The organism is Neobacillus sp. BP17 (genome assembly GCF_059579525.1).
This window is the reverse complement of record NZ_CM184198.1, coordinates 3858102-3874555: the sequence shown is the minus strand read 5'-3', so window position 1 is coordinate 3874555 and position 16454 is coordinate 3858102. Positions and strand designations below refer to the sequence as shown.

Here is a 16454-nt window from a genome sequence, read left to right as displayed (position 1 = left end):
GCCTGTCGCCCCTGGACAAGGCGCTTCCGCTTTTTAAAGTGACTCATGGAATGTTCGATTAATAACGTCTAACTGTTGTTCTTTTGTTAATTTAATGAAGTTAACTGCATATCCAGAAACACGGATTGTTAATTGTGGGTAAAGCTCTGGGTGTTCCATTGCATCAATTAATGTTTCGCGATTAAAGACGTTAACGTTTAAGTGATGACCTGATTTAATAGCATATCCATCTAGGATTGATACAAGGTTACGGGTTTGGCTTTCTTCCTCTTTACCTAATGCTTTAGGCACGATTGAGAAGGTATTTGAAATTCCATCCATCGCATAGTTGTATGGAAGCTTCGCAACTGAAGATAGTGAAGCTAGTGTTCCTTTTGTGTCACGGCCGTGCATCGGGTTAGCACCTGGTGCAAATGGTTCTCCCATACGACGTCCATCAGGTGTATTACCGGTTTTCTTTCCGTAGACTACGTTAGATGTAATCGTTAAGATAGATAGTGTGTGAACAGAATCACGGTAAGTTTGGTGCTTACGAAGCTTTTTCATAAAGGTTTTAAGCACTTCTACAGCAATCGCATCGACTCGGTCATCGTTGTTTCCGTATTTAGGGAAGTCCCCAGTTGTTTCGAAATCAACCGCAAGACCATTTTCATCACGGATTACCTTGACTTCACCGTATTTAATCGCACTTAGTGAATCAGCGACAACGGAAAGACCAGCGATACCTGTTGCCATCGTACGAAGAATCTTAGTGTCGTGTAAGGCCATTTCAATTCTTTCATAACTGTATTTATCATGCATATAGTGAATGACATTTAAGGTGTTGATATAAAGACCAGCAAGCCATTCCATCACAAGATCGAATTTTTGCATGACTTCTTCATAGTTTAATACTTCGGATGTAATTGGCTGATATTGTGGTCCCACTTGAATTTTTAATTTTTCATCTACCCCGCCGTTAATAGCGTATAGGAGTGCTTTTGCAAGGTTAGCACGGGCACCAAAGAACTGCATTTGCTTACCAATTTCCATTGCTGAAACACAGCAAGCAATTCCGTAGTCATCCCCATATTCTGGGCGCATAATATCGTCGTTTTCATATTGAATCGAGCTAGTTTTGATGGACATTTTCGCACAATATTTCTTAAAGTTTTCGGGTAACTGCGGTGACCATAAAACTGTTAAGTTTGGTTCTGGTGCAGCACCTAAGTTGTCTAATGTATGCAGGAAGCGGAATGAGTTTTTCGTTACTAGGGAACGACCATCATTTGCCATACCGCCGATTGATTCTGTTACCCATGTAGGGTCTCCACTGAATAATTCATTATAATCTGGTGTGCGGGCAAATTTTACAAGACGAAGCTTCATAATAAAGTGGTCGACTATTTCTTGTACTTCTTCTTCGGTTACTGTTCCGTTTTTTAAATCTCTTTCTACGTAAATATCTAGAAATGTTGACACGCGGCCAAGGCTCATCGCGGCACCGTTTTGTTCCTTAATCGCTGCTAAGTACCCAAAGTACACAAATTGGAATGCTTCAGCCGTATTTTTAGCTGGTTGACTAATATCAAATCCATAGCTGTTTGCCATTTCCTTTAGTTCTTTTAAAGCACGAATTTGTTCAGCAAGTTCTTCACGAAGGCGCATATTATCTTCAGTCATTACTTTGCTAGTGTTCCTTTGGTCCTTTTGCTTTTCTTGGATTAAGAAATCAACACCGTAGAGAGCAACGCGGCGATAATCCCCAATAATGCGGCCGCGGCCATAAGCATCAGGAAGACCGGTAATAATTGCAGCTTTACGAGCAAGCATCATTTCATCTGTGTAGGCATCGAAAACACCTTGATTGTGAGTTTTACGGAACTCAGTAAAGATTTTTTCAATTTCAGGGTTTAATTGGTACCCATAAGCTTCACAAGCTGCTTTTGCCATACGGATCCCACCAAATGGCTGCATGGAACGATTAAACGGTTTATCGGTTTGTACACCAACAATTTTTTCAAGGTCTTCGTTAAGGTAACCAGGTCCATGGGAAGTTATTGTTGATACGGTTTCAGTGTCCATATCCAATACGCCGCCCTTTTCGCGCTCTTGTTTGGTTAATTCCATTACCTGTGCCCAAAGTTTAGTGGTAGCTTCTGTAGGACCTGCTAAAAATGAATCATCTCCTTCGAAAGGAGAAAAATTATTAAGGATAAAATCGCGAACGTTAACTTCTTTTGACCAAGCACCTTTTGTAAATCCAGTCCATTGTTCCATTAGTAATCACCTCATATTTTTTATAAAACAATATAACAGTTTGGTTGTTTCTTCTATAAATCGAGTATAACAGGTTTTTTGTGAAAAAAGGCACGTATATTAGTAACAATTGTTAACGTTTTGTGAAGTCTTATTTAAAGGGGATAATTAGTAATGTCTTCAGATTGTTAATATAGTTTTATAGAATCAATTTCCAAACTGTACTATAATTATTTTTGTAAATTTCAAAACTGTTATATATGAAGAAATTTATAAAAACAAGGTGTTAACATTAAAAAAGATTGAAACAGCAGTTCTTTTATCATGAAAAAAAACAGGAGAAGAATCCCCTGTTTTTAATCCACTACTATATAAGCAATCATTGGACCATTATGTGAGCGATCGGAATGGACTTCACAAATTAACCGATACGTACCTTCTTTTTCAAATTGTAAGGGAACAATTGTTTCTTCGCCCTTTTTGACGGTCCCTTTTATTTTAGTTCCTTCTATATAAAAGGGGTGCTCTTCACCGTTGATTCCGCTAATAAATAACCTTACTTTTTCACCTTTCTCTAAAAATACTGTCCCGGGATCCCATCGATAAGCCTCCATTTCTTTTCCATTTTTCATTTTCGTACTGAATTCTGCAGTAACCATGTGAATTTCACGGATATCTTTCGATTGCTGATTAAAAACAGTTATATCCCCGGCTTTTAACATGAACCAGGCTGACAGGGAGAAAAGTACAACCCCTATTGCAACAAAGAATAGAAGTGTTTCCTTTTTAAAGACTAAAAATTTCATTTCGTACCCCCTCATAAATTTGTCCTACTTTATACTTATGCTAAGTGGGGGAGAAAACTTGTCTATTATTTTGTGAGATTTGAGTTGTTTTGGTTAACACTTATACCTTCAAACATGGTTGAACATAAATAAAAATGTCTAGAATAAGAAGTAACACCCTATAGAGTGAGATAATTTTTCTTTGTTTTTCTATTAGAAAAGTTTATAGTAAAAACAGGAAATGTGTTTCTATGTAAATTAGATGTTGCTAATTAATTCGCAAATAATTAGGTGGTTAGCTTGTTGGGGATTAGAAAAGAAAGAATATTAAAGGCGCTAAAATTTATTTTTCCGTTGTTACTGTTAATCTTTGCAATTATCGAAATCAAAAAATTTACTCAAAACATAAATATGGACTTACTTAAGGAAGAACTAAGTCAACTTGATATGGGGCGCCTTCTATTTATAATATTTATCACTTTCATAGCTGTCTTACCCATGTTGCTTTACGATGTGGTTCTAGTACGAATATTAAAATTAAAAGTTCCAATCAGAGATTTATTAGAGCAATCATTTATTGCTAATTCGTTTTCAAATTTAATTGGCTTTGGTGGAATAATCGGGGCAATGTTACGGACGTATTTCTTTCATAAGCACGAACCGGACAAGCGCAAACTTTTAGGGGTTATTGCATCCGTATCATTATTTTATTTAACTGGTATTTCAGTGCTATCATGGATCGTCACAAACAATTTTCGTAACTTTCCGTTGTTTGTTGACACAAAATGGCTCTATTTTGCAGTGGTGGGAGTTGGTTTATATTTACCACTATTTTTATTTATACATATCTTAAAATCAAGAAAAGGAAGTCCATCTCTAGTTAGTGCCAATAGTACCTTGAAGCTAATTATGATATCCATTATCGAATGGTTTGCAGTATTTTTAGCCATTTGGATTTTATGCCGGACTCTAGGAATTTCTATCTCTGCAGCAAATCTTTTTCCTGTTTATATTGTAGCTGCATGTGCCGGTATTATTAGTATGATCCCCGGCGGCTTAGGTTCTTTTGATTTGGTATTTATTTGGGGGATGCAAGATTTACATTTCTCTGAAGAAAAGGTACTTGTATTATTATTATTTTATCGGGTTGGCTATTACTTTCTCCCATTTTTTATTAGCCTAGTTTTCTTTATTAAGCTTTATTGGAAAAAATGGAATCAAACTTGGAATGATCTTCCTAAAGCCGTGGTACAAAGATTAAGTCATGTCATTTTAACCATGCTGGTTTTCCTTTCTGGTCTAATCCTGCTGTTATCAGCTAGTGTGCCTGGAATTATGTCCCGGTTAAAGGTTGCACAAGAACTTTTATCCTTTCCAATTATTAATGTTTCGCACCAATTATCTGTTGCCGCTGGATTTTTACTATTAGGTTTATCTCGGGGAATTGAGTATAGTGTTAAGCGAGCGTACGAGCTAACGATGTTCGCTTTAATACTGGCCGCATTGTTCTCTATCTTTAAAGGAATTGATTATGAAGAAGCGATCTTTTTAATTATTGTCGCTTTGTTGCTCCGGATGTCAAAGGGTCAATTTTATCGAGAGAGTTATGTGTTAACTTGGGGTAAAACGATTTTTGATATAATGATTATTCTTGTAATTACTTCAATGTATCTCGTGATTGGTTATCTGAATTTACCGATTTCTAAAATAGAAATACCACCCAAACTTTTACCCTATGTAATAGTTGATTATCACGATTTATTTATGAGTGCGGCAATTGGGCTTGTTATCGCACTATTCATTCTTATGTTTGGATATTTAATCAGTTTGCCGAAAAGTTGGATTTTAGAGCGATCTGTAAACCGTGAAAAAGATATTGTTGACCATTTATCGAAGTATCAAGGGAAGGTGTTATCGCATTTAATCTTTTTACATGATAAATTCATATTTTGGAACAGTAAAAAGAATGTATTAATTTCCTTTCAGCAATTTGCAGACAAGCTGGTCATTCTTGGAGATCCCATAGGGGAAAAAGACGAAATATCAAATGCAATAGAGGAATTTCAGGAAATTGCTGATTTACATGGCTATACGCCTGTTTTTTATCAAGTTAGTGATGATATGCTTCCTTATCTGCATGGGCATGGTTTTGCTTTTTTTAAGTTAGGTGAAGAGGCATTTGTAGATTTGAAATACTTTTCTTTATCAGGATCCAAAATGAAAGGGTTGCGTGCATTACGAAATAAATTGGTTCGTGCTGATTATTCATACGAGATTATAACCCCTCCACATTCAATAGACCTTTTAGAAGAATTAAGAGAGATATCTAATGAATGGCTGCAAGGAAGAGAGGAAAAAGGTTTTTCACTAGGTTTCTTTTCTGAGGATTATTTAAATAAGGCACCAATTGCGATTGTAAGAAATGAACAAAAGCAGATTCTTGGTTTTATGAGCATTATGCATGTATATGATGATTATCAAACGATTTCTGTTGATTTAATGAGGTTTAAACCAGAAGCCGCATCAGGTGCAATTGATTTTCTTTTTTTGTGTTTATTTGATTGGGCAAAAGAACAAGGGTATGCTCGTTTCAATATGGGCATGGCACCATTGGCAAATGTAGGACTTTCAAGATTCTCATTTTTAAGCGAGAAAATTGCTGCACAAATTTTCCTGCATGGCCATTTTTTTTACCACTTCCAAGGTCTGCGTAAATTTAAAGAAAAATATACAAACATTTGGGAACCCAAATACTTGGCATACCGGAGAAAATCATCATTACCGATGATCATGGCGCAAATTACTATGCTTATATCAAAAAAAAGAAACTAGTCCAATTTTCGGTTGGTATGATACCAGCCGATTTTTCTATTTCTGTAATTGACTTCCCAATAGATATCCTAATTTAATCTATTATTTTGCAATACAATCTGTTAAGATTTAATAGGAAATAATGTAAAAGTTGGGTGTTATTTAATGAAAAAATTTGTATCCGTTATCTTTGTAATCCTTCTTGTTTGTTCGAACCATTTAAGCCCGATAGCTGCTAATAATGGACAACCTAACCTAAAAAGTAAAGGGGCTATACTTTTAGATTCTGATACGGGTGCCGTTCTGTATGCAAAAAATGCAGATAAAAAGATGTACCCTGCGAGTTTAACGAAAATAGCTACAGCCATTTATGCGATTGAAAAGGGCAATTTGAATAGCATGGTTACGGTTAGTGCCAATGCTGTGAGGCAAGATGGAACAAGGGTTTATTTAGAAGAAGGGGAAAAGATCACTTTAAAGCAATTGATCCAAGGAATGTTAGTTAATTCAGGTAATGATGCAGCTGTAGCCATTGCAGAACACATAGATGGAAATGTCGAACAGTTTGCAGTGCATTTGAATACCTATTTAAAAACAACTATAGGTGTTAACCACACCCATTTTATCAATCCCAATGGTTTGTTTGATAAGAACCATTATACCACTGCAAGGGATATGGGGATTATAACTAATTATGCGATCAAGAATCCTGTTTTTGCAGAAATCTTTGGAACGAAAGTACTTAAGTGGAACGGGAAATCATGGAAAACGAATATCCTGACCCACCATAAAATGCTGAAAGGGGAGTTTGCCTACTCAGGAGTAACTGGAGGGAAAACAGGATATACAGTTAAAGCAAAACAAACACTGGCTACCACGGCAGCTAATCCGAAAATAAGGCTGACTGTTGTGGTTCTAAACTCTGAACTGCCAAGAGATAAATATGATGATACGGCCAGCTTGTTTAATTATGGATTTAAAAACTTTCAACATGCAACACTATTGCAAAGTGATATTTATAAATTAGACAATAAAGAATACTTCCCGGAAAAAAATACCTTAATTACAGAACCCACCAAAGGAAGTACAAGGGTATTAAATAATCAGGGAGTACTTGCTATTAAAAGTAATATTAATGGACAAGTAGTTCAGTTCGTTCCACTTAAATTCAAAGAACCAGTTCCTGTTAAGGTTGAAGTGAAAAATGAAACATCCTCTAAAAAGAAACAAAAAGAAAAGCAGTTATCCAATATTAATCTCATATATGGTGTAATAATTATTGCATTAATAGGGATTATAATTGGTTTTAAAAATAAACTTACTAGGAAATTTTAGAAAAATGAAAAAGCTATGATAAGTGAGGCCTTATCATGGCTTATTTTTGTGTAATATTGTTGCGAATAGCATTATAGCAAATAGAATTATACATAAAAGGTGAAAACAAAAAAGACTAAAGTATATCCTTTAGTCTTTGAGATTTGGATAAATTATTGTAGTCTGCTTTCAACTTGTTGACATACTTCGTCAGCGGATAGTCCGTTTGCGTCGATAACAGAACCCTTTGTACTGGTATCCTGCATACCCATTACATTGGAATCTAGTCCTGTAACAACACAACAATCGCAATTCTGGGCGTCCGACTCCTGCTTTAATTCAACTACATCATGTCCCTTTTCACGCAGAACTTGTTGAACTTGTGTAAGAGATTGTTCTACACCAATTTTTGCCATACAAAACACCTCCTCTTCTAGTTTATCTTGCCTCAGTTTATCTGAATTATTCGGAATAACTAGCATTAATCCTCCAAAAACTAATAGGGGAGGTGTACAAATATGGGAAAACGTAAAAAGGATCCATCAACGATAGGCTTGGCTTCCTCTCAAGTGGAAGGACAAGGAACAACAACAACTGAGACAGGTTCTAGAACAGAACCTTCATCAAGAAGAAAACAAAAGAGAAGCTAATGAAAAAGGGTCACCTCAATCGAGGTGACCCTTTTATCCCTATTTATACATTTCAGCTACTTGTTTTTGAATTTCATCATTTTCTAAATATTCATCATAGCTCATTTGTTTATCCATTAAGCCATTTGGAGTTAATTCAAAAATTCGATTAGCAATTGTTTGAATAAACTGATGGTCATGAGAAGCGAAGAGCAATGAACCCTTAAAATTAATTAATCCGTTATTCAATGCTGTGATTGATTCTAAGTCTAAATGGTTGGTTGGTTCATCTAATAAAAGAACATTTGCGCCGTTTAACATCATTTTAGAAAGCATGCATCGAACCTTTTCTCCTCCGGAAAGGACACTTGCCTTTTTAAGCACCTCTTCACCAGAGAAAAGCATTCTACCTAAAAATCCACGTAAAAAGCTTTCACTGTCATCTTTAGGTGAGAATTGACGGAGCCAATCCACGAGATTTAAGTCGCTATTTTCAAAGTACTCAGAGTTATCCTTAGGGAAATAAGCTTGTGAAGTGGTAATTCCCCATTTAAAGGTACCACTGTCTGCTTCCATTTCCCCCATTAGAATTTTAAAAAGGGTTGTTTTTGCAAGTTCGTTTGTACCAACAAGAGCAATTTTATCCCCCTTATTTACAAAGAAACTGATATTATCAAGGACCTTAACCCCATCAATGGTTTTTGTTAATCCTTCGACATGTAATAAATCATTTCCGATTTCGCGGTCTGGTGTAAAGCCAACAAACGGGTACCGGCGCGAGGAAGGCCTGATATCATCGAGAGTGATTTTGTCCAGTAACTTTTTCCTTGAAGTTGCTTGTTTAGATTTAGATGCATTTGCACTAAATCGTGCGATGAAAGCTTGCAATTCTTTAATCTTTTCTTCTTTCTTCTTGTTAGCGTCGGAAGTTAACTTGGATGCTAATTGGCTTGATTCATACCAAAAATCGTAGTTACCCACGTAGATTTGAATTTTACCAAAGTCAAGATCAGCGATATGTGTACATACCTTATTTAAAAAATGACGATCATGGGAAACAACAATTACAGTATTTTCAAAGTTAATTAAGAATTCCTCAAGCCATTGGATTGCTTTAATGTCTAAGTGGTTTGTTGGTTCATCCAGTAGTAAAACGTCAGGTCTGCCGAATAAAGCCTGTGCAAGCAACACCTTCACTTTTTCAGAACCTGTCAATTCCGCCATTGTTTTATAATGAAGATCTTCACCAATACCAAGACCTTTTAAAAGGATGGCCGCTTCAGGTTCAGCTTCCCAGCCGTTTAATTCGGCGAATTCGCCTTCAAGTTCAGCGGCCTTCATACCGTCTTCATCTGTAAAGTTTTCCTTCATATAGATTGCGTCTTTTTCTTGCATGACTTCATACAGGCGCGTATGACCCATGATAACCGTCTTTAAGACCTCATACTCTTCATATTCGAAATGGTTTTGTTTTAACACAGCCATCCGTTCGTTAGGTCCGAGCTGAACAGTTCCTGATTGTGCTTCAATTTCACCAGATAGAATTTTTAAAAAGGTTGATTTTCCTGCACCATTGGCACCGATTAGTCCGTAGCAGTTCCCAGGTGTAAATTTAATATTTACATCTTCAAATAATTTTCGGTCTCCATATCGTAAACCTACGTTACTTACAGTAATCATATTTAAAACATCCTCCAAAACAAAATATCTACTGATTATACCATTAAAACAGAAGAAGAGCGAATTCTTTTCGTCAATAAAAAGTTTATAAGAAAAATTTTCTAAAAAAGTTTATCCGATTTCACACTTTATTCATATTTTTGTTGTAGAATTGGGTATAGAAGCAAGTAAAAGAAGGTGTGAGATGGATGACAAAAAATCAACTAACTGAACTTGTTAACAAGTTAAAAAAGGCTGGTATTAAAGCGAGCTTAACCAAACCAAAATCCAATTACCTCTTGTCACTGCAGAAAATAAAAAATTACCCTTCTTCTGTGAATTAAATAACAAACATAAGCAAGGGACAAAATCTAGAAATTAAAAAGCGATTAATCCAAACGGACTAATCGCTTTTTTGTTACTCTAATTCATCCATGACTTGATCGTAGACTTCTTGTTTGTCAAAGTCTTCTCCCATTGGAAACTTGTTAATAAATTTATTGTTCTCATCAATTAAAAAAGTAAAGGTGGAGTGCACGAATTGGCCGTTTCCAGGATCTTTAAACTGAAACTGCATGGCATCGGTCACTTTTTTGATCTCTGCGCGGTCTTTTTTAATGTTCTGTTTATCTCCTGTTAAGAATAACCAATCCTCATTATTTTCAATTTCAAATCCTTGCATATAATCGGCTAATATCTGTGGTGTATCTCGATAGGGATCGATAGTAATTGTCAAAAACTCAATATCCTTCCCAAAAACGCCAACCTTCTGAAAATCTTTTTTCAAGGCAATCATCTTTTGTGTTGTAGTTGGACAAATGTCAGGGCAATGGGTATAGATAAACTCTACAAGTTTTAGTTTGGTTTTATCCTTACCAAAATTATAAGAATCACCATTTTGGTTTATCAATGTAACCTCTGCAGGTATTTTAGCATTTGCATCACGTACGAGAAAGAAAGAAATTCCTGCTGCAATTCCGATAAGCACAGCAAGACTGCAAATTAAATAAATCTTTTTCATAAATATCCCTCCTACTTTTAAGATAAAGAAGTTAGCAGAAAAAAGATATGGATAATTTGTGAACAAACCCAAGGACCTGAGAAACTATATCATTTCATCCTTCTCTAAGGAGCAATGGATCTTTATTTGCATAATCTATAAAATGAAGCAAATACTAAATTGACAAGTGTTGCCAGTTATTGTATTCTTTATAAGAATTAAATTTTTCTAAAAACTTAGTGTTTAAAGGAGTATGTTTTATGTTAGGTGTCGTTCTTAACTAATCCAATCAATTGGATATGTTCATTCCTAGCTCCTCGTTCAATTTTTTCTTGAATGGAGGCTTATTTACGTATGTTTAGGAATGGAGTTAAGAACAATGGGCATCATTAGCATACATCTTCACCAATGTAGCTGTGTACCTCCGTGTAGACAGTTTTTATTTTGGGTAAATATTTTGTATGTAATATGAGTGAATGAGTTTTTTCATGTGGCCGCAATGACATTGTTCATTGCGGCTATTTTTATTTCAGTTTAACTAGGCTGTTGGTTTCCGCTTCAATCAACAAAGTGCCATTATCAACAATGATTAACATAGTCAATTATTTAGGAGGTAAAAAAGTGAATCAACATACTTTTACTACATTGGAATTTCAGCAAATCAAAGAGACTATTGCAAGTTTTGCCTTAACGCAAGAAGGGAAGGAAAAAATTGAGTGCATGACACCATCGACAAATTTAAAGCAAATTGAAGCATGGCTGGATGAAGTGTCTGAGGCTGTAGAGATTTTAAAAAAGAGTGCTAGTGTTCCTGTTCATGGTTTGGATGGGATGGATGCCTTGTTAAAAAATATGAATAAAGGAGTTGCACTAAGGGTTGACCAGTTGGCAAGGCTTTATGATTTTTTGGATTGTTGTAGAAAGATGCGCAAGTTTATGAAGGATAAAGAATATTATGCCCCAAGAGTATCATCCTACGTGAATGGAATTGATGAATTGCCGGAGCTTGCGAGTGAGATTATTCGCTGTATTCGAAATGGCCGCGTTGATGATTATGCTAGTAAAGAGTTATTAAAATTGAGGAAACAAATAGCGATTCAAGAGGAAAGGCTAAAAGAAAAAACACTTCAGTTGATTCGTTCCAATAAATATAAAAATTATTTACAGGAGAATGTTGTCAGTCAGCGAAATGGCCGCTATGTGATCCCTATTAAAAAAGAATATCGGAACAAAATAAAGGGAGTTGTCTTAGATACTTCTGCTTCTGGTTCAACTCTTTTTATGGAACCTGAAGAGGTTACGATGTTACAAGATCAATTAAATTGGTTATTCGGAGATGAAGAGGTCGAAGTTCAAAGGGTTTTAAATTATTTAACGGGATTGGTTGAAGAAAAAGAGCAGCAAATTCGTATGGCGATTGAAACGATGGTTCATTACGATGTTTTATTTGGAAAAGCAAAGTATGGCCGTTCAATTAATGGATCAAAGGTAAGTATAAACGAATCTGGTGAGTTGAAATTAATTTCTGCAAAACACCCGCTTTTAGGGGAAAAAGCTGTTCCTCTTTCCTTTACTTTAAGTAATGAACAACATGCATTAGTCATTACCGGACCAAATACAGGAGGGAAAACTGTAACGATAAAAACGGTGGGTCTCTTAACTTTAATGGTCCAATCCGGTCTTTTTATTCCGGCAGCACCAGAAAGTAGTCTGAATATATTTGAGAGTATTCTAGTCGATATTGGGGATGGGCAAAGTATTACTGAAAATTTAAGTACGTTTAGCTCACGGATGGTTAATATTATTGAAATTTTAAAAGAAACCCAGCATCGCACCTTGGTTTTATTAGATGAATTAGGTTCGGGCACTGATCCTGGTGAAGGAATGGGGCTCGCTACAGCGATTTTAGAAACCCTGTATGAAAAGGGGGCGACTATTCTGGCAACAACCCATTATAGTGAAATCAAAGTTCTTGCTGAAACACATCCTGGATTTATTAATGGATCAATGGAGTTTGATCTAACCACTTTAAGTCCGACATACCGCTTACACATCGGGAAAGGAGGAGAGAGTCAGGCCTTTGCAATCGCATTAAAACTGGGAATGCATCCGAGAATTCTTGAGAGGGCTCATACCATCACTTATAAAGAAGAAAAGCAATTTACAACTGATATTACAGATGCATGGAAGCTAAAGGAATTGGAAAAACAGGTAATTATTAATAAAAATAAGGACGTAAAGAAAAGAACGAAAATGGAGGTGAAAATCCCGCTCTTCCAACAGGGAGACAATGTAAAAATTTCACCTGCCAATGAGTTTGGGATTATCTATTCAGGTCCGGACCCTCTCGGAAATTACGTTGTACAAATAAAAGGGGAAAAGCAAGCAATCAACCACAAAAGAATCACTTTATATATCGCAGCAAAAGAGCTATACCCTGATGATTACGATTTTGATATTATTTTTCAATCCAAAGAAAACCGGAAAAAAGATAAACTGCTCTCAAAAGGACATCAGGAAAATATATCAATCGAACATAGAGAAGGAAATCATTAGGAAAAAAATCAAACCCTCAAGCCCAATTGCTTGAGGGTTAGTCATCCTCTATTCCTTTTTAATATCAAGATATCTTTCCGCAAGTAATCTCTTTACTTCATTATAACTCAAACCAGATTGGAGGTTTAACCGCTTTACTTCGTCAATATCGGTTCCTACTGTTGTATATCTTTTTTGATTGGTCATCTTTTTCACATCTCCTAAAGAATTCTGGAAATGAAAAGCCGCTTTTTTGTGCATACTAATAAAAAAGGAGGCGGTTCCCATTTTTTACGGTAAAAGAGCTAAAGAAGAAGAAGTTGAAACGATCTTAGTTAATACTGAGATCTATTCATGCATAGCCGAAGCCTGCATAGGGTGGATGAGAAAGGACTTCGTTGCAGATGATTTACTATGCCCAATGTGTGGCAATGAAATGCTTCAAGAAATGAGAGAACTTCCGCAAATTTAAGAAATCACTATTCACTAAAGACTGTCAAGGATGATTGACAGTCTTTTCTTCTCTTTCTACAGATTTTCATTTTGCTGTTGAATTTCATCACCGCTAATCAAGGTGTTTGCTTCTTCCAGGTTTCTAAGTTCATCTACAGAATCCCCCGAAACTGTTTTCGTATTATTGATAACAGTCTCTTTTATTGCGTTTCTATTTCGATAACTCTGGGAATCAGTCTTTATAGCCATGCATATCATCTCCTTATGTAAAGGTTTTGCATGAAGAAAAGGGATTATGCCTTCCTAAATCTCACCTAAAAGGTAAAAATTAATCATTACATGAAATTTGAAATAACAAAAAAACTCTCCAAAGTGGAGAGCTTTTCAAGCTATTCTTCTTTTTTTGCTAAACATTTTTCGCATTCCATGAAATAGCTTTCTGCTTGTTCCTCCATGTGCTGACCACATTCTGAACATTGCTTCTTTGGTAAAGTACGGAAAAACTCAACTGGACTGATTAACATAATAAAACTCCTCCTTTATTGATACAGTTTATTTATTTCGTTCTTGTTATAGTACAGTATAGACTAAATTTATTAAAATGTGTAGACTTTTTTTTGAAAAATCAGCCTTTTTTTTAAAAAAATCTTTTATCACATAAATGTTCATTCATCCATTTACTCATTCATGGATTGGAGATGTGTAGGTTAAAATAATAGGAAATTGAAGGTTCATGTGAATTTTGTACTTCCATAACAATTCTCATTCCATTACAATCATAGTAGAAAAGCTATAGATATGGAGGGATGCTCGTAAATGAATGCAGTGGTAGGGACTTTTCAACCGTATTTCATCATAATTGCCATTGGTTTAACCATCATGGCATCTTTTACAGCATTAGATATTTTTACTTTAATAAAGTCTACAGAAAAAAATCAGCCACATCTGTTCCTAGGTGGCACATTTTCAATAGGTATCGGGATTTGGATCATGAATTTTATTGGACTTATTTCCGAAGATACAAACAGGTTTGCCAGTTATCATATTCCACTAACGATTTTGTCAATAATCATCGGGTTAGCATTCACAGGCATGGCCTTCCTATCATTATTAGGAAAACGAATGATGTTTTATCATTTGATCTTAGGAAGTTTATTTCTAACGATGGCCGTAGTTGCAACCCATCTAATCGGTTTATATGCCATGAATGTTGTTATAAAATATCACGTAATATTGCTTCTTTTTTCAGGGCTTTTAATCTTTGCTTCTTTTTTATTCTCATTATGGATTATTTCTTCTTCGAAAAGTTTTACTCGAAATAACCAGGTTTGGTTAAAACCAATTAGTGCGATTATTATGTCGTTAGCTATTATTGAAGGTCATTTTCTATTGACTCGAGCTTTGAACACGTCAATAAGTGATAGGCTGAATGGGTCAAGTGCAGATAGTCCCTTTTTTATTTATTTGGTATTATTCTTGACTATTCTCATTATTGGAGGGCTAATTGCATCAAGTACATTAATTAGTAAACAACTTGTAACATCCGATGCAAACCTAAAGGACATTAAAGCTGCTCTCGATGCCTCGACCATTGTTGCAATAACAGACCCTCATGGAACGATTATCTTTGTAAATGATAAGTTTGAAGAGATTTCCAAGTATACAAAAGAAGAAATTCTGGGTCAGAATCACCGGATCTTAAATTCTGGTTACCATTCTAAAGAATTTTTTAAAGATTTATGGTCCACGATTCGGTCAGGAAAGATTTGGCGTGGAGAAATCCGTAATAAAGCCAAGGATGGGTCTTTTTATTGGGTTGATACCACGATTGTGCCTTTTTTGAATAAAAAAGGGAAACCTGTCCAATATGTTGCAATTCGCTCGGATATTTCGGACAGAAAAAGGGCTGAAGGCCATCTGAAAGAAACCGTTAAAGAGAATGTTGATATAAAATTTGCACTTGACCAATCCTCGATTGTTGCATTTACGGATGCAAAAGGAGTTATCACCAGTGTTAATGAAAAATTCTGTGAGATTTCGAAATACAAGCGGGAAGAAATAATTGGCAGAGACCATAATATTTTAAATTCAGGTTTCCATTCAAAAGAATTTTTCAAAGATCTTTGGAAGACCATTGGTTCTGGAGGAGTATGGAAGGGTGAAATAAGAAATAAAGCAAAGGATGGTACTTATTATTGGGTGGACACAACGATTGTGCCCTTTTTAAATGATCAAGGAAAGCCATATCAATATCTTGCCATCCGAAATGACATAACCGAACGGAAGAAATCTGAGGAAATCCTCCATCGGCAGGATAAATTGGCTGCGGTTGGTCAATTAGCTGCGGGTGTTGCCCACGAAATTCGTAATCCACTCACTTCAATGAAGGGATACGCGGAATTTTTACAGCTGGATGAAAAGGACCCCGAGCGAATTGAGTTTTTAAGCATTATTCTCGATGAAATTGAACGAGTTAATACTATAGTTGAGGACTTTATGGTATTAGCAAAGCCAAAAGCAGTGGAATTAGAAGAAAAGAATGTAGTTCCTGTAATTAAGAATGTTGTCTCATTGCTTGAATTTGAAGCAAGAAAGAAAAATGTCGGTTTAACATTTGATTGCAATCAGGAAATTATTCAAATTGAATGTGATGAGAATCGTTTAAAACAGGTATTTTTAAATTTCATCAAAAATGGAATTGAAGCTATGCCAGACGGCGGGGAACTACATGTAAAAACAATCATCCACGATAATAATGTTCAAATTTCTATTCAAGATACAGGTGTGGGCATTTCTAAGGAGAAATTAAAGAAACTTGGCGAGCCGTTTTATACAACGAAGAAGAACGGGAACGGTTTAGGATTAATGGTGAGCTTCAAAATCATTGAAAGTCATAATGGGAAGGTCTTTGTAGAAAGCGAACCTAATAAAGGGACCACCTTTAATATCTTACTGCCTGCCAAAACTGCTTAAAAAACGGGAGAACGATTCTCTCGTTTTTTTATTACTCAATTTTTCAAAAAATAGACA

Annotated in this window: 15 protein-coding genes; 7 read left to right on the top strand and 8 right to left on the bottom strand. The window is 35.6% G+C overall.

The features are described 5' to 3' along the window. Positions 1-33: 33 nt before the first annotated feature. Entirely contained in the window at positions 34-2259 is a 2226-nt protein-coding gene (pflB, locus tag AC4QJR_RS18735) for a formate C-acetyltransferase (protein WP_496523843.1), read from the bottom strand. Between the two features lie 335 nt (positions 2260-2594). Then, complete coding sequence (locus tag AC4QJR_RS18730; protein ID WP_098574994.1) at positions 2595-3044, bottom strand: cupredoxin domain-containing protein; 450 nt, start codon at positions 3042-3044, stop codon at positions 2595-2597. A 282-nt stretch (positions 3045-3326) separates the two neighbouring features. Between AC4QJR_RS18730 and mprF the strand changes: the two genes are divergently transcribed. Both mprF and AC4QJR_RS18720 read left to right on the top strand, forming a co-directional pair. After that, positions 3327-5855: a bifunctional lysylphosphatidylglycerol flippase/synthetase MprF gene (gene mprF / locus AC4QJR_RS18725; RefSeq protein WP_496523842.1), complete on the top strand. Its 2529-nt coding sequence runs from the start codon at positions 3327-3329 to the stop codon at positions 5853-5855. A gap of 144 nt (positions 5856-5999) precedes the next feature. Continuing rightward, complete coding sequence (locus tag AC4QJR_RS18720; RefSeq protein WP_496523841.1) at positions 6000-7169, top strand: D-alanyl-D-alanine carboxypeptidase family protein; 1170 nt, start codon at positions 6000-6002, stop codon at positions 7167-7169. 152 nt (positions 7170-7321) lie between these two features. Here AC4QJR_RS18720 and AC4QJR_RS18715 read toward each other — a convergent pair whose 3' ends face one another. After that, complete coding sequence (locus AC4QJR_RS18715) at positions 7322-7564, bottom strand: YkuS family protein (RefSeq protein ID WP_098575037.1); 243 nt, start codon at positions 7562-7564, stop codon at positions 7322-7324. A gap of 102 nt (positions 7565-7666) precedes the next feature. Here AC4QJR_RS18715 and AC4QJR_RS18710 point away from each other — a divergent pair, with 102 nt between their 5' ends. After that, positions 7667-7798: a YuzL family protein gene (locus tag AC4QJR_RS18710; protein ID WP_098574991.1), complete on the top strand. Its 132-nt coding sequence runs from the start codon at positions 7667-7669 to the stop codon at positions 7796-7798. Between the two features lie 39 nt (positions 7799-7837). Here the strand turns inward: AC4QJR_RS18710 and AC4QJR_RS18705 are convergent, their stop codons facing one another. Further along, complete coding sequence (locus AC4QJR_RS18705; RefSeq protein WP_098574990.1) at positions 7838-9457, bottom strand: ABC-F family ATP-binding cassette domain-containing protein; 1620 nt, start codon at positions 9455-9457, stop codon at positions 7838-7840. 188 nt (positions 9458-9645) lie between these two features. Between AC4QJR_RS18705 and AC4QJR_RS18700 the strand changes: the two genes are divergently transcribed. Next, positions 9646-9780, top strand: a complete 135-nt coding sequence (locus tag AC4QJR_RS18700) for a hypothetical protein (RefSeq protein WP_257148543.1) — start codon at positions 9646-9648, stop codon at positions 9778-9780. Positions 9781-9854: 74 nt separating this feature from the next. On the opposite strand, the gene AC4QJR_RS18695 is transcribed toward AC4QJR_RS18700, so the two are convergent. Next, complete coding sequence (locus AC4QJR_RS18695; protein ID WP_496523840.1) at positions 9855-10457, bottom strand: SCO family protein; 603 nt, start codon at positions 10455-10457, stop codon at positions 9855-9857. A 600-nt stretch (positions 10458-11057) separates the two neighbouring features. On the opposite strand from AC4QJR_RS18695, the gene AC4QJR_RS18690 reads away from it, so the two are divergent. After that, the gene (locus tag AC4QJR_RS18690; RefSeq protein WP_496523839.1) at positions 11058-12992 is read left to right on the top strand and encodes an endonuclease MutS2; all 1935 of its coding nucleotides are present in this window, start codon (positions 11058-11060) and stop codon (positions 12990-12992) included. A gap of 48 nt (positions 12993-13040) precedes the next feature. Here AC4QJR_RS18690 and AC4QJR_RS18685 read toward each other — a convergent pair whose 3' ends face one another. Then, a complete protein-coding gene (locus AC4QJR_RS18685; RefSeq protein ID WP_098574987.1) occupies positions 13041-13178 on the bottom strand; it encodes a hypothetical protein in 138 nt (45 codons plus the stop codon). Positions 13179-13224: 46 nt separating this feature from the next. Here AC4QJR_RS18685 and AC4QJR_RS18680 point away from each other — a divergent pair, with 46 nt between their 5' ends. Then, the gene (locus AC4QJR_RS18680) at positions 13225-13443 is read left to right on the top strand and encodes a cold-inducible protein YdjO-related protein (RefSeq protein ID WP_251462270.1); all 219 of its coding nucleotides are present in this window, start codon (positions 13225-13227) and stop codon (positions 13441-13443) included. A gap of 56 nt (positions 13444-13499) precedes the next feature. Here the strand turns inward: AC4QJR_RS18680 and AC4QJR_RS18675 are convergent, their stop codons facing one another. Then, positions 13500-13673: a hypothetical protein gene (locus tag AC4QJR_RS18675; protein WP_496523838.1), complete on the bottom strand. Its 174-nt coding sequence runs from the start codon at positions 13671-13673 to the stop codon at positions 13500-13502. Between the two features lie 140 nt (positions 13674-13813). Beyond that, positions 13814-13948, bottom strand: a complete 135-nt coding sequence (gene yhfH / locus AC4QJR_RS18670) for a protein YhfH (protein ID WP_081825336.1) — start codon at positions 13946-13948, stop codon at positions 13814-13816. Positions 13949-14240: 292 nt separating this feature from the next. Here yhfH and AC4QJR_RS18665 point away from each other — a divergent pair, with 292 nt between their 5' ends. Continuing rightward, a complete protein-coding gene (locus tag AC4QJR_RS18665; RefSeq protein ID WP_496523837.1) occupies positions 14241-16397 on the top strand; it encodes a PAS domain S-box protein in 2157 nt (718 codons plus the stop codon). Positions 16398-16454 lie beyond the last annotated feature (57 nt).

What these genes read in the sequence shown, in the direction of transcription:
- pflB (WP_496523843.1), bottom strand. Translation starts at nt 2,259, where the DNA reads ATGGAACAATGGACTGGATTTACAAAAGGTGCTTGGTCAAAAGAAGTT.
- AC4QJR_RS18730 (WP_098574994.1), bottom strand. Translation starts at nt 3,044, where the DNA reads ATGAAATTTTTAGTCTTTAAAAAGGAAACACTTCTATTCTTTGTTGCA.
- AC4QJR_RS18720 (WP_496523841.1), top strand. Translation starts at nt 6,000, where the DNA reads ATGAAAAAATTTGTATCCGTTATCTTTGTAATCCTTCTTGTTTGTTCG.
- AC4QJR_RS18715 (WP_098575037.1), bottom strand. Translation starts at nt 7,564, where the DNA reads ATGGCAAAAATTGGTGTAGAACAATCTCTTACACAAGTTCAACAAGTT.
- AC4QJR_RS18710 (WP_098574991.1), top strand. Translation starts at nt 7,667, where the DNA reads ATGGGAAAACGTAAAAAGGATCCATCAACGATAGGCTTGGCTTCCTCT.
- AC4QJR_RS18705 (WP_098574990.1), bottom strand. Translation starts at nt 9,457, where the DNA reads ATGATTACTGTAAGTAACGTAGGTTTACGATATGGAGACCGAAAATTA.
- AC4QJR_RS18700 (WP_257148543.1), top strand. Translation starts at nt 9,646, where the DNA reads ATGACAAAAAATCAACTAACTGAACTTGTTAACAAGTTAAAAAAGGCT.
- AC4QJR_RS18695 (WP_496523840.1), bottom strand. Translation starts at nt 10,457, where the DNA reads ATGAAAAAGATTTATTTAATTTGCAGTCTTGCTGTGCTTATCGGAATT.
- AC4QJR_RS18685 (WP_098574987.1), bottom strand. Translation starts at nt 13,178, where the DNA reads ATGACCAATCAAAAAAGATATACAACAGTAGGAACCGATATTGACGAA.
- AC4QJR_RS18675 (WP_496523838.1), bottom strand. Translation starts at nt 13,673, where the DNA reads ATGGCTATAAAGACTGATTCCCAGAGTTATCGAAATAGAAACGCAATA.
- yhfH (WP_081825336.1), bottom strand. Translation starts at nt 13,948, where the DNA reads ATGTTAATCAGTCCAGTTGAGTTTTTCCGTACTTTACCAAAGAAGCAA.
- AC4QJR_RS18665 (WP_496523837.1), top strand. Translation starts at nt 14,241, where the DNA reads ATGAATGCAGTGGTAGGGACTTTTCAACCGTATTTCATCATAATTGCC.